Below are 12,562 nucleotides of genomic sequence, written 5' to 3'. Positions count from 1 at the left end.
AGCGAGGACGAACTACGGAAACCTCGCAAAACGTCCTCTCAAGCAAGTGGCAAACCAACGGATAGGGGTAGGAGAAGCCTTCCAGTCCCCTCGACTTCCCCCAAAGCCGCAATTCCACCAGAGACCAGATGAAGCGCCCTGGATCTTGTAAAGGCTCTGAACCTAATGGGTCGAGCGAGCAGGACGATAGCCCGACGGTCACCGGTGCACCCAAACCCTAAACGGATCGAGCGGCATAAGGGTGGACCAATGAGCCGGGGCGGGTCCGCGGGCGCACGGTACGGCTGAGATGGTGGCACCGGCGCCCGACCCGGCCGGAGGAAGCATGATCTTGACGAGCATTCCCAGTCCCGCCCGTGGTGTGTGGCATCTGGGGCCGATCCCGATCCGCGCCTACGCGCTGTGCATCATCGCCGGGATCGTCGTGGCGATCCTGATCACCCGCAAGCGGTGGGCCGCCCGGGGCGGACGGGTCGACGACATCCTCGACATCAGCATGTGGGCCGTGCCGTTCGGGATCATCGGTGGCCGGCTCTACCACGTGATCACCGACCCGGAACTGTACTTCGCCGCCGGCAAGCAGCCGATCCGAGCCCTCTACATCTGGGACGGCGGCCTGGGGATCTGGGGCGCGGTCGCGGTCGGCACGCTCGGCGCGTGGATCGGCTGCAAACGGGCCCGGGTACCGCTGTCGGCGTTCGCCGACGCCCTCGCCCCCGGCCTGGTCCTCGCCCAGGCGATCGGCCGGTTCGGCAACTACTTCAACCAGGAACTCTACGGTGCACCATCCACACTGCCGTGGGCGCTGCGCATCGACCCGCAATACCGCCCGGCCGACACCCCCGAAATCGCCACCTACCACCCGACATTCCTCTACGAGTCGCTGTGGTGCGTGGGCGTGTTCTTCCTGCTCATCTGGGCCGAGAAGCGCTTCCGACTCGGCTACGGCCGACTGTTCGCCCTCTATGTCGCCGCGTACACCGTCGGACGTGTGTGGGTCGAAGCGCTACGCGTCGACCACGCCAACCGCATCCTGGGCCTGCGCCTCAACATCTGGACCTCGATCGTCATCTTCGTCGCGGCCCTCACGTTTCTTCTACTCGGCCGGCGCGGCCAACCCTCGTCCGTCACGAGCGACCAGACCGGGACAGGGGAACCGATGATCGAAAAAGATGAACCACCGATACACGACGAGGACACCCGCGGCGACGAGCAGGAGCGGCCGGTGACCAGGTGACCGAGGATGACGCACCTGGGCGGCGAGACATCGACGTACGGTTCCTCCTCGCCAACGAACGCACCCTTCTCGCCTGGCTGCGTACCGCCCTAGCCCTGATGGCCGGTGGGGTCGCCCTCGCCCAGCTCGCCCACGACCGACCTCCCCTGCAAGCCATCGGCATCGGCCTGCTGATCCTGGGCAGCCTCGGCGGTCTGATCGGCTACACCCGTTTCCGCGCGGCCGGCCGCGCGATCCGAGCGGGCCGGTTGCCGGCACCCGGCCACGGCCCGGCCCTCATGACAGCGGGCATCGTCACGCTCGCCGCGGTACTGGTCACCGTCTACCTACTCGCCTGACCGCACCCCGGCAAGTCACCCTCGACGCGGCGGTCCCATCGCCGCCGCACTCACCGGCACATCCATCCGGCTCGTACACCACGCCGCCCGTGCGCAGACCGCCGCCGCGAACAGCGCGTTGACAGCCGCGGCGACGAACTAGCTGGCGGCCCGTTCGGGGGTGAGCTTGGCTGATGATCGTGCTTCGTGACCACGTCGGTGGTCACCAGCGAATCCCCACCGGCTTCCTCCGCTCACCCCCGGCAGAAGGATCAGTGCGTGGCGAACAGGACCCCGAGCACTGAGACGACCACTACACCCAACAGCGCGAGGGCGGCAGACCCACGGCGGTCGACCGGGAAAGGTTTGAACAGCTGCGACAACCGTCCCAGTAGCGCCAGTGGTGGTGCGGCGAGCCACACGTCACGTTCGACCTGCCGGCCGGCGTGCCGCACAATGCCGGGCAGGTGGCCGACGGCGCGCAGGAGCGGCCCGGCCATGGCGCGGCTGACGTCGCGGGTGGGGACACGGCCGGCGGCCATGTCGGTAAGCGCGGAGTGCAGGGCGGCTTCGTCGTTGGCCCAGTGGGCGCGGTATCGGATGACGCCGGACGGGTCTATGAGGTACGCCGAGTTCGGTTTCGGGCTCATCGCGCGGTGCAGCCGTCCGTCGATGTCGTCGACGGCGACCTCAAAGTCGATCGCGTGATGGTCGCGCAGCTGTACGGCGTGGCGGTGCTTGACGACGAAGGTGTCCGGCTGGCCGAAGTCGTCGCCGGGGTGCGCCTCGCGGGTATTGACCAGGACGAACCGAACGCGGTCGCCGAACTGGGCGTGCAGCCGGCGCACTACCGGGACGGCGCTTTCGGTGACGGGGCAGGTGCGGGATCCGAACACCATCAGCACCGGTAGCCCACCGAGGTCGGTGTCGCGGAACCGGCCGCCATCGACAGTGACCAGGTCAAAGGCCGGAATCCGGTCGCCTGGGGCGGGAGCGTCACGGCTGAACGTCATGTCGTCAATCAGCAGCGCCACCCCGAACCGGTTGAAGCGGTAGGCGGCGCCGGCGCGGGTGTCCGTGTCCAGCGTTGACGGTTGCATTTCGTCTCCTTCTGAGTTGACCGATCAGTCAAATATGCGGACATGCGAAAGACCGACCGCCCGTGGGCGGTTCAGCTGGAAATAGCCAGCAGCCGGAAGTCCTGCTTGGCAGTCAGGACGACCTGCGGATCGTCGTACGCCATGGCCAGCAGCGCCAGGCCTTGCAGGTGGGCGAGCAGGCGCACCGCGACAGTGGCGGCCTCGACCGCCGAGCCGACCTCGCCTCGGCCCTTCGCCTCGCTGATGGCGTCGGTGAAGTTCTGCGTCCAGGCGTTCAGGACCCGCGTGGCCTGGGTTCGCGCCTGGTCGCCGTGGCCGACGAGCTCGCCGATGAGGCCGCCCAGCGGGCAGCCAGGCGTGGCGCCCATCGTCTCGCGCATCACCGTCAGCCGATCGGCGAAGCGGTCGACGAACCGGTCGATCCGCGCCAGAGGCGGCACATCGTCGCTGAACGCCGCGTCCAGCATCGTCCGCATCAACGTCCAGTTGCACTCCAGCACTGCTACGCCCAGCGCTTCCTTGGACGGGAAGAAATGGTAGAGGCTTCCCTTGTGTACCCCGGCCGCCCGGCACACGTCCTCGGTGCTGACCTCGGCCAACGACGCCGCGTGCACGAGGTCACGGGCGGCCGCGACGATCCGCTCACGTGTGTCCCGTGCCATCATCCCTCCACTGCTTGACCGTACGGTCAAAAACTACGTTCACTTGACCGTACGGTCAAGAATGCCGTGGAGAAGCTCTTGAATCCATGGGACCTGCCCGGCTGAAGCCCGATCGCCGCGAGCCAGGTCGCTCGACCCACCGGGCAGCTCAACTGGCCACAGCGAGTGCCTTTGATGCGGCCCGCGGTGGGTCGCACCAGGCTGCCGGCCGACCTCCCCGAGGTACGGCACACACGCCCACGACCAGTGCTCGATGGACGAGTGACTGACGAGCCACGAAGTCGCGGTCTCGGCGGGAGGGCCAATCGGCATTTCGCCGGTCTTCAAGCGGCCTTCGGAATGTTCGCCAAAGATGGTGGTGTGGTGACCCGGAGGTGCTGCCATGGCAGATGAGGAGCCGGCACGAATCGTCGTGGGCGTCGACGGATCCGCCGCGTCGGCACGCGCCCTGGAATGGGCATTGGCCCAGGCTGAAATCAGCGGCGCGGATGTCGAGGCGGTGACCGTGTGGGACATCAGTTCCGGATTCGGATCCGGCCCCACGGTGCTGGATGGCGAGGACCTCGGAGCCGAGGCCGCCAGGATGCTGGAGCAGGCGGTCGGTGCCGCCCAGGCGGAACACCCTAACGCCACCGTCACGGAGATCGTGCGGCGTGGTCACCCCGCCGCCATTCTCCTCGACCAGGCCGCCGACGCAGCGCTCCTCGTTGTGGGCAGCCACGGGCATGGCGGATTCGCCGGCGCTCTACTCGGCTCGGTCAGCCAGCATTGCGCTCAGGACGCCACCTGCCCGGTAGTCGTCGTACGAGCGCCCCACTGAACCTCTACTCGCGCGGGACCCCTGTCCGCCGCAGCCGGCGCCACCAAGGTCGCCGTGCGGTTCGGGTCTCGTCGAAGGTACGCGCGACCAGGATGTCGGTGGACGAGTGCGCCACGATGGAGAGCACGATCGTGAGCGCGACCAGGTCGAAGATGTCCTGGGCGGCGGGGATCGCGCTGGCGAGGACGAGCAGGCCGTAGACGACCGAGGCGAAGCCCTTAGGGCCGAACCACATGGCGGCGAACTGCTCCCGTCGGGACAACCCAGAACCCAGGAACGACACCCACAGCGCGACCGGCCGGGCCACCACGAGCGCCAGCACCGCGAACACCCACGCGGTCCACGGCAGGTCGGCCAAGAACGCCGGCGACAGCAGGGCGCCGAACAGCAGCAAGGCGCCGAGCTTGAGCAGCTCCGCGACCAGCTCACCGAACTCGGCGAACGCCTCGCGCTGCGCGCGCCCGACGGTGGCGACGGTGATCCCGGCGGCGAACGCGGCGAGGAAAAGATTGCCGTGGGTCGCCTTGCCGAGTGCGAAGACGAGCAGCCCGATCGCCACGGCGTTGATCGGCAGGTACTGCTCCGAGGCGGCGAACAGCCGGGTGTTCTCCAGCCGGATGGCCACCCACGGCACGACGACGCCGATCGCGATGCCCAGCGCGAGTTCGGCGGCCAGCTCACCCAAGTGCAGGTCGGACGAGCCCGACGCCACCGCGAGCAGCACGACGACGAAGGGCAGCGCGAGGCCGTCGTTGACGCCGGACTCGACGTTGAGCAGGTGACGGAGCCGCGCCGGCACCTTGTCGTTGCCGACGAGCGCGGCGGCGAAGACGGGGTCGGTCGGCGCGAGGATCGCCCCGATGAGCAGCGCCTGCGGCCAGTCCAGCCCGGCGACGTAGCGGCCGAGAACGGCCGTGACGACCAGGGTGAGCGGAAGGCCCCAGCCCAGCGCCCGGCCCGGCAGCCGCCAGGCCGAGCGCAGGTCCGCCCAGCCCACCCGCATGCCGTCGGTGAACAGGACCGCGAAAAGGGCCAGCTCGGCCAACGACGCGACCACCGGCGAGTCCGGCGTGACGGAGACGACGCCGAGCATCCCGTCTCCGACGACGAAGCCGGCCAACAGGAACAACACCGCGGTGGACAGTACGGTCCGCTGCGCGAGGGCGGACACCAGCACGGCCAGCAGCAACACCAGCGCGTACGTCAACAGCAGGGTCACCGGGAGCCTCCGAAGGGCGCGCTAAAGACAACGCCGACCAGGCTTCCCGGCACACCGGACGGTCAGCCTACCGGATCACGTCCACGTTCGGACCCGCCGCGCGAGGGTGGAATACCGTCCTCTTGCGAACATCGGTACGCGTGAAACACGCCGGCCCCACCGTAACGGGGAGGCCGCCGGAACCAGTCGTCGCGCGCAGGTCGGCTCTGCGCGGCAAGGTATGCCCGGGACGTCTGCGGGGACACGGCGACAATATGGATCGTCTGTTCCTCCTCGAGTACGCACAGCCACAGCCCGCGGAAGAAGGTCGCGTCGGCGGAGAGCCAGGTGCGCAGGCCATAGCGAGCAGGCGGCATGACGGCGATCGCCCGGGCGATCGCTCTCCGCTTCCGCGCCTCATCCGGCGCGGTGTGGGTACGGCGCCGTAGAGCGACGACCGTCTCCGCAAGACGGCCGAGCCATCCGGTGAGTCGGCGATAGCCATCGGAAGGTACGGCGTCCAGCGGTCGGCTCATGACGACATCTCGTCAGCGAGCGGGCCGGGTCGACGCGTCGGCGGAGCCGGCGGCGCGGCGAGTGCGTCAAGGAAGCCGTCAGCCCAGGCGGCGAGGTCGTGCCGGCCCACCCGCTCGCGCATCTGCCGGATGGCCGTGCTCGGAGCACGGGCTGAACGCGTGGCCGCGCAGATCGCGTCGGCGACGGCGTCCGCGTCGTACGGGTTGACGACCAGCGCCTCGGGCAGGTCATGGGCTGCGCCGGTGAACTCCGACAGGACCAACCGGCCGGTGTCGTCGGTGCGTGCGGCGAGGTACTCCTTGGCGGTCAACGTCATGCCCTGCCGTAGCGGCAGCGCGATGAAAGCGTCGGCGGCCAGGTAGAAGGCGACCCGCTCGGGCTGACCGGTGTCCTGGCCAAGTTCATGCACGACGGGGCGACCGACGCGGGCGAACTCACCGTTGACCTGAGCGACCTTGCGGTGAATGCGATCGAGACCCTCGGCGTGGTCGGTGTCCGCCTCGTCACCGCACGTGGACAGGTGTACCAACACCGTGTCGGCGGCGTCGAGGCGGCCCCCGGCGAGCAGGCAGGCATAGGCGTCTATCAACGGTTCGACTCCCTCGGCGGGATCGGTACGGCCGACCGACAGCAGAACGCGTGACGGGTTGCCCAGGCTGGCCCGTATCTCGGCCGCCCGCTGGCGCACCGCCGCGTCAGCGGCGAGCGCGGCTATGGAGGCTGCTTCCACCGAACTGGGCGCGGTCCGCACCGCGACGGTGCGCGGACCCACCTGAACCGCCGCGTCGCCGCGGCGCAGGCCACCGAAGTCAGCCACGAGGTCGAGGAAGTTGCGCGCCGAGTACGCCTGCTGAAAGCCGATGAGGTCGGCGCCGAGCAGGCCGCCGAGGAGTTCCCGGCGCATCGGTTGGCGCATGAACGCCTCGACGGGCGGGAACAACCCGTGCAGGAAGAACCCGATCCGCAGGTCCGGGCGGGCCAGGCGCAGCGCGGCAGGCACCAGCTGCAGGTGGTGGTCGTGGATCCAGACGCTGGCGTCGGGCGCGGCCAGGCGCGCGATCGTGGCAGCGAAGCGGTGGTTGACCGTCCGGTAGGCGTTGCGCCAGGAGCTGTGGTACTCCACCGGACCGCAGCCGTGCGCCAAGGCGGCCAACGTGCGGACGCAGTGACCGGAGTGGTAGTCGTGGCTCAGCTGCGCGTCCAGCCGCACCGGATGCAGCCACAGACTGCCCACCGGCCCTTCGGCCAAGGTCCCAGCATTGTCGCGGCCGACCCATGCGCCCCGACGCGCTGCCACCTGCTCCCCCAGCCCGCGAGCGATCCCACCGGCCCGGTCGCGCCAGCACACCCGCGTGCCGTCGTCGACGATCGGCAGCCAGTCGGCGGCCACCACGAGGTCGTACCCGGCGGTGGTGTCGACGCGGCTCACCGTGGCGTTCCCGTGACCGTCAGAACCCGGTCCGCGCGCGCCAGCTTGAGGTTGCGCTGTGTCCGCGCGGACGGGGAACGCAATGTCAGCAGGCCGCCGATGCGACGGATCCGGCGGTGGGTGTCCAACAGCAGCCCGATGAAGGCCGCGTCGATGAACGGACAGTCGGTCAGGTCGACGACAAGCTCGGCGGGCCGCAGCTGGACGGCGTCGTCGAGCAGGACGGTCAGCCGGTCCACGCCCGCCACGTCCAGCTCGTCGCTGACCTGGACCTCGATGACAGGGATCCGCTGTGCGGCGTCGGACTCCATCGTCCCCCCTCGGCTTCGCGGTTGTTACCCGGCAGAGCCTCTGCGGCGGCCATGGTGGGCGGTGCACAAAAGTATGACGGTTTCGTGACAATCGGACGATCGGGTCACATCGACGGTGTGCGGACTGGCCGCCGACCCGCCAGCGGGTCATGATGCTGCGGTGACATCCGTGCTGGTAATCGAGGACGACGACCGGATCCGGCTCTCGCTGACTCTCGCGCTGGAGGACGAGGGCTACGGGGTACGCGCGGCCGCGACAGCGGAGGACGGCCTGGCCGCCTACCGCGAGGACCCGGCTGACACGGTGCTGGTCGACCTCATGCTGCCCGGTTTGGACGGCTACGACTGTATCAGGGGCCTGCGGCGCGATGGCGACGTTCCCATCGTCGTCGTGAGCGCCCGCAACGACACCCACGACATCGTGGCCGCCCTCGAGGCCGGCGCTGACGACTACCTGATTAAGCCCGTTGCGATCAAGGAGCTGACCGCCCGCCTGCGCGCGCTGCGGCGGCGGGCGCGCGCGGGCGCGTCGGTGCCGACCCTGACATTCGGTGATCTGGAGGTACGCCCCCTGGCCGGGGAGGTGCTGCTGCGCGGCGAACCGGTCGCCCTCACCCGCACCGAGTTCCGGCTGTTGTGCGAGCTCGCCGAGCACCAGGGCCAGGTGCTGTCGCGCCAACAGCTGCTCAGCCGCGTATGGGAGTACGACTTCGGCGACGAGCGCCTGGTCGACGTTCATATCGGCCGGCTGCGACAGAAGATCGAGGACGAGCCGGGCACGCCGCGTCGCGTGGTGACCGCGCGTGGGCTTGGCTACAAGTTGCTGCGATGAGACCGCTGCGACTGCGTACCCGGGTTACGGTCGGCTTCGCCGCCGGCGCGCTGCTGATCTCCGCCGCCATGGCCGTGCTCTCCTACGACCTGACCCGACGCACTCTGCTCGACAGCCGGGAGCGCACGGCCGTGCGTACGGCGTACTTCGACGCCACCGTCGTACAGGCCGGCCTGGCCGCCGACGGCGAACCGGGCGACGTGCTGCGCGCGTTGGACACCGGCGCGAGCCGCCGGGTGGCCATCCAACGTTGGGGAACCTGGTACCTGCGCAACGCCGACAACGGCATCACCGCGGCCATCCCGGCCGGACTGCGCCAGCAGGTCACCGACGGCCAACCCAGCCGCCAACTGGTACGCACCGACAACGGCGCCGCGTTGGTCGTCGGCGTGCCCCTGACCGACGGCAGCCAGTTCTACGTGATCGACTCGCTGTCCGAGCTCGACCGGACGCTGAGCGTGCTGGGACTCATCCTGACCATCGTCGCGTTCGTGACGACCGCGTGCGGCGCCGTGGTGGGCACCTACCTCGCGCGGCGAGCGCTCCGGCCACTCACCTCCGTCGCCGACGCGGCGCGCACCATCACCGCAGGAGACCTGACGACCCGCCTTGACCCGGCAGCCACTCCTGATCTCGAACGCCTCACCAGCTCGTTCAACGGAATGGTCGACCAGCTCGCCGAGCGGCTGGAGCGCGACCGCCGGTTCGCCGCCGACGTCAGCCACGAACTGCGATCACCGCTGCAGACCCTCGCCGCCGCGACAAGCGTGCTCACCCGTCGGCGTGACCAGCTCGACGACCGTTCCGCGCGGGCCGTCCAGCTCGTGGCCGAGGAGGTCGACCGGTTCCAAGCACTGGTTACTGACCTGCTCGAGCTAGCGCGCAGCGACCAACGCCCCGACCGCGCCCCGGTCGACATCGCGGCCCTGGCCCGTCGCTCCTGCGCCGACCGCGGGCTGCCCCCCACCATCGTCCGTGACCTGCCCGGCGCCGACCACGTGTGGCACGTCGACGAACGACGCTTCACCCAGGTCCTGGCCAACCTGCTCGACAACGCCGAACGCCACGGCGGCGGCGCCGTCGCTGTCGTGGTCGGCGGCGACGACCGCCTCGCGACCCTCGACGTCGACGACGAGGGCCCCGGCGTACCGCCGACCGACCGCGACAGCATCTTCGGCCGGTTCGTGCGCGGCCGCGGCGCCAACGCACGCGGCGACAGCGACGGCACCGGGCTGGGCCTGGCCCTGGTCGCCCAGCATGTGAGCGCCCATGGCGGTCACGTCACCGCCCTCGACCGCCCCGGGGGCGGCGCCCGCTTCCGGGTTGAACTGCCCAGGGACCGGTCATGAACCAGCGGATCGGCATAGTCGCCACGGCGCTCGCGGTGGCCGTCCTCGCCGGTTGCGGCATCCAACCCGAGACCTCGCCCACCCCGATCGACCGGCCGTTCCGGCCCGCCGCCTCCTCCACCGCTACCCCGCCACCGACAGGCACACTCTCCGAAAAGCTCTACCTCATTGAGGACGGCACCCTCGTCCCGGTCACGCGACACGTCGGCAGGACGCCCACGGTAGAACAACTGCTTGCCGACCTTCGCAGCGCACCGAACGACACGGAACGCGAGTCCGGACTCACCAACGCGCTGCTCGGCACCAATACGGTCACGTCGGTGCGCATGTCCGGCGCTCAGGCGGTCATCGAACTGGCCGCGCCGGTGGACGGCACAGCCCGCACCGACGACCAACTGGCGTACGCGCAACTGGTGTGCACCCTCACCAGCCTGCCGGGCGTCGAGACCGTCCAGTTCACTCACGACGGGCGTCCCATCGGGGTGCCCCGGGGAGACGGGTCCGTGTCCACCGCGCCGCTCAGCGTCGAGGACTACGCCGCCATGATCGCGTCCCGCTAGCACGCCCCAGCCGGACCGGACGTCAACTCATCGCGGCCAGAAGACCACGACACACCCGCTCGCACTCTCGGCAGGCATCCGCGCAGATGCGGCAGTGCTCGTGCATGCCGGCGTGGCTGGCGCACTCGTCGCCGCACGACCTGCACGCCACCACGCACGCCTCCAGCAGGCTCCGGCTGATGTTGGCGTCGTAACCTGTGTGCCGGGAGAGCACCCGGGCGGCAACCCCGCAGATGTCCGCGCAGTCCAGGTTGGTGCGCACACACTTGGTCAGGTCGGCCACCATGTCCTCGCTCAGGCAGGCATCCGCGCACGCGGTACATGCCTGGCTGCAGGCGACCAACGCGTCGATCGCGTCGGCCAACACGGAACGGTCGAGGTTGATCGGCTGGGGATAGGTCTCCAGCATAGGCATCGTCGAAGTCATGGTCGTCCCTTCCGGTGTGATTGTCCTTCCGCTACCCACCGCTGCGGCATTTACGCAGAACTCATCGAGACGGCGCCGCGTCAGACGCGTTGCCGTAGGTACCGCTGCACACCCCACGTGGCGGCGGCAACGCCGATTCCGGCACCGGCCGCCAAGCCCCGGTGCTGGGAAAGCCAGAGCTGGTAGCTGCGTGAAGCGGCGCGGTCGTCAAAATCGCCGTGGGCGCCGAAGTCGACGCCACGGTCGGCCGGCTGCCACAGGTTCGCGGGCTGGTCCGGGTCATCGGGCTGTTGCCTCTGCTGGGCGCTGTATCCCGTACGGGCCAGGTAGCGGTCGAGCAAGCCCGGCACGACCTTGTTGGCCAGCAGCGTCAGCACCGTCGAGCCACCCACCCAGTATTCCCTGCGCTGCGGATGGTCAGCGGCGAACATCACGGCGCGCGCCGCGACCTCCGGCTGATAGATCGGACGTACCGGCCGGGGACGGCGCGGCAGGCGGGAGAGCACCCAGTCGAACTGCGGCGTGTTCACGGCGGGCAGCTGCACCATCGTCACGTGCACGTTGCTCCCGTCATGCAGCAGCTCACAGCGCAGCGACTCGGTGAACCCCTGAATCGCGTGCTTCGCCCCGCAGTACACCGCCTGCAGGGGGATCCCCCGGTAGGCCAGCGCGGAACCGACCTGAACCACAGCCCCTTGATCGCGTGGCACCATGCGGGCCAACGCGGCCCTGGTTCCGAACACGTACCCGAGGTACGTCACCCGGGTGGCCCGTACGTACTCCTTGGGGTCGACCTTCATGAACGGCGCGAACACCGATGTGAACGCGTCGTTCACCCACACCGCCATGGGACCCAGCTCTTTCTCCACCCGATCGGCCGCGGCATCCACCGCCGCGTGGTCGGCCACGTCGACTGGTACGGCCAACGGCACCCCGCCCGCCCGTCGCACGTCGCCCGCAGCCGCGTCCAATCCGGTCTCTCCCCGCGCCAGGAGGGCCACCTTCGCGCCTTGAGCGGCGAACCTGCGCGCGACCGCACGGCCGACGCCGCCGGTCGCTCCGGTCACCACGACAACTCGTTCTCGCCTGTCCACGGCACTCTCCCCACTGCCTGCCAGCAAACTGCGCCTACCACCGATGGAGTCGGCCCAAACGGCCGGCTCGACAGCTCACCGGCGCCGGCCGAGGCGTAGCGCGACCGGGGCAACAACCGACCTTCTGTTTGCCTGCGTCGCCGGCGGGAAGCGCGTGGTGTGGGGTCGGCTTGCACCAGACCCTTAGCCGGACTCTGAGGAAGCGGGAGAGCATCATGACGACGCAAGAAAAGATCATCGAAGCGGAGCCGGACGAGGTCTTCGCCGTTCTCTCCGATGGTTGGAGCTACGCATACTGGCGGCTCGGCATCAGCCACGTCCGCCAGGTCGACGACGAGTTTCCCGCCGAGGGCAGCAGGATTCATCATGACCTCGGGCCTTGGCCGGCATCGTGGCAGGAGGACACCACCGCGATGTGCACTCAGCCTCCTCACCGGATGGAACTTCGTACCAATCTGGGCCTTTTCGGCGTGGTGGATTCGACCTTTACTCTCGCCGCCGAGGGCGACGGCCGGACCCGGGTCACGATGCGCAAGCAACCGACGGCCGGGTTCCTGCACTGGCTTCCGGCCGCCGCGAGCGACCTGCTCATGCGCGGTCGCGATCGGGAGACTCTCCGACGTCTCGCCGACGTCTCGGAGCACCGGAGATAAGGAACTGCCGAGGAATAACTTGAGCTTTTGGCGGTG

At 69.3% G+C, this 12,562-nt stretch carries 15 protein-coding genes; 7 read left to right on the top strand and 8 right to left on the bottom strand.

The window, feature by feature from the left end; translation table 11 throughout:
- Nucleotides 1-325 precede the first annotated feature (325 nt).
- Together lgt and ABD211_RS13825 are read left to right on the top strand one after the other, a co-directional pair.
- Entirely contained in the window at nt 326-1,237 is a 912-nt protein-coding gene (gene lgt, locus ABD211_RS13830) for a prolipoprotein diacylglyceryl transferase (protein ID WP_344130464.1), read from the top strand.
- Entirely contained in the window at nt 1,234-1,575 is a 342-nt protein-coding gene (locus ABD211_RS13825; RefSeq protein ID WP_344130461.1) for a YidH family protein, read from the top strand. Before lgt ends, ABD211_RS13825 begins: the two co-directional genes overlap by 4 nt.
- 251 nt (nt 1,576-1,826) lie before the next feature.
- Here the strand turns inward: ABD211_RS13825 and ABD211_RS13820 are convergent, their stop codons facing one another.
- Together ABD211_RS13820 and ABD211_RS13815 are read right to left on the bottom strand one after the other, a co-directional pair.
- The gene (locus tag ABD211_RS13820; RefSeq protein ID WP_344130458.1) at nt 1,827-2,654 is read right to left on the bottom strand and encodes a TlpA family protein disulfide reductase; all 828 of its coding nucleotides are present in this window, start codon (nt 2,652-2,654) and stop codon (nt 1,827-1,829) included.
- 71 nt (nt 2,655-2,725) lie between these two features.
- A complete protein-coding gene (locus ABD211_RS13815; protein ID WP_344130455.1) occupies nt 2,726-3,316 on the bottom strand; it encodes a TetR/AcrR family transcriptional regulator in 591 nt (196 codons plus the stop codon).
- 382 nt (nt 3,317-3,698) lie between these two features.
- Here ABD211_RS13815 and ABD211_RS13810 point away from each other — a divergent pair, with 382 nt between their 5' ends.
- Nucleotides 3,699-4,136 (top strand): universal stress protein, encoded by a 438-nt coding sequence (locus ABD211_RS13810; RefSeq protein WP_344130452.1) that lies wholly within the window; start codon nt 3,699-3,701, stop codon nt 4,134-4,136.
- Between the two features lie 4 nt (nt 4,137-4,140).
- Here the strand turns inward: ABD211_RS13810 and ABD211_RS13805 are convergent, their stop codons facing one another.
- The 4 genes from ABD211_RS13805 to ABD211_RS13790 form a co-directional block, all read right to left on the bottom strand.
- Complete coding sequence (locus ABD211_RS13805; protein WP_344130449.1) at nt 4,141-5,355, bottom strand: cation:proton antiporter; 1,215 nt, start codon at nt 5,353-5,355, stop codon at nt 4,141-4,143.
- Between the two features lie 62 nt (nt 5,356-5,417).
- Nucleotides 5,418-5,870: a hypothetical protein gene (locus ABD211_RS13800; protein ID WP_344130446.1), complete on the bottom strand. Its 453-nt coding sequence runs from the start codon at nt 5,868-5,870 to the stop codon at nt 5,418-5,420.
- Nucleotides 5,867-7,300: an alpha,alpha-trehalose-phosphate synthase (UDP-forming) gene (locus ABD211_RS13795; RefSeq protein ID WP_344130443.1), complete on the bottom strand. Its 1,434-nt coding sequence runs from the start codon at nt 7,298-7,300 to the stop codon at nt 5,867-5,869. Before ABD211_RS13795 ends, ABD211_RS13800 begins: the two co-directional genes overlap by 4 nt.
- Nucleotides 7,297-7,611 (bottom strand): STAS domain-containing protein, encoded by a 315-nt coding sequence (locus ABD211_RS13790; RefSeq protein WP_344130440.1) that lies wholly within the window; start codon nt 7,609-7,611, stop codon nt 7,297-7,299. The genes ABD211_RS13795 and ABD211_RS13790 overlap by 4 nt, the downstream gene beginning before the upstream one ends.
- 160 nt (nt 7,612-7,771) lie before the next feature.
- On the opposite strand from ABD211_RS13790, the gene ABD211_RS13785 reads away from it, so the two are divergent.
- From ABD211_RS13785 to ABD211_RS13775, 3 genes are read left to right on the top strand one after another with little or no spacing between them, the layout of a single operon-like run.
- The gene (locus ABD211_RS13785; protein ID WP_344130437.1) at nt 7,772-8,443 is read left to right on the top strand and encodes a response regulator transcription factor; all 672 of its coding nucleotides are present in this window, start codon (nt 7,772-7,774) and stop codon (nt 8,441-8,443) included.
- Nucleotides 8,440-9,792, top strand: a complete 1,353-nt coding sequence (locus tag ABD211_RS13780; protein WP_344130435.1) for a sensor histidine kinase — start codon at nt 8,440-8,442, stop codon at nt 9,790-9,792. Before ABD211_RS13785 ends, ABD211_RS13780 begins: the two co-directional genes overlap by 4 nt.
- Nucleotides 9,789-10,352 (top strand): GerMN domain-containing protein, encoded by a 564-nt coding sequence (locus ABD211_RS13775; RefSeq protein WP_344130433.1) that lies wholly within the window; start codon nt 9,789-9,791, stop codon nt 10,350-10,352. Before ABD211_RS13780 ends, ABD211_RS13775 begins: the two co-directional genes overlap by 4 nt.
- A gap of 22 nt (nt 10,353-10,374) precedes the next feature.
- On the opposite strand, the gene ABD211_RS13770 is transcribed toward ABD211_RS13775, so the two are convergent.
- Both ABD211_RS13770 and ABD211_RS13765 read right to left on the bottom strand, forming a co-directional pair.
- Nucleotides 10,375-10,767 carry a four-helix bundle copper-binding protein gene (locus ABD211_RS13770; protein WP_344130431.1) on the bottom strand — a complete coding sequence of 131 codons (393 nt, stop codon included), beginning with the start codon at nt 10,765-10,767 and terminating at the stop codon, nt 10,375-10,377.
- 92 nt (nt 10,768-10,859) lie between these two features.
- Nucleotides 10,860-11,873: an SDR family oxidoreductase gene (locus ABD211_RS13765; RefSeq protein ID WP_344130428.1), complete on the bottom strand. Its 1,014-nt coding sequence runs from the start codon at nt 11,871-11,873 to the stop codon at nt 10,860-10,862.
- Between the two features lie 215 nt (nt 11,874-12,088).
- Between ABD211_RS13765 and ABD211_RS13760 the strand changes: the two genes are divergently transcribed.
- Nucleotides 12,089-12,526 (top strand): SRPBCC family protein, encoded by a 438-nt coding sequence (locus ABD211_RS13760; protein ID WP_344130425.1) that lies wholly within the window; start codon nt 12,089-12,091, stop codon nt 12,524-12,526.
- Nucleotides 12,527-12,562 lie beyond the last annotated feature (36 nt).

Source organism: Luedemannella flava, assembly GCF_039528515.1.
In the GTDB taxonomy this organism is placed as follows: Bacteria; Actinomycetota; Actinomycetes; order Mycobacteriales; family Micromonosporaceae; genus Luedemannella; species Luedemannella flava.
This window is presented reverse-complemented; position numbering and strand designations above follow the sequence as displayed.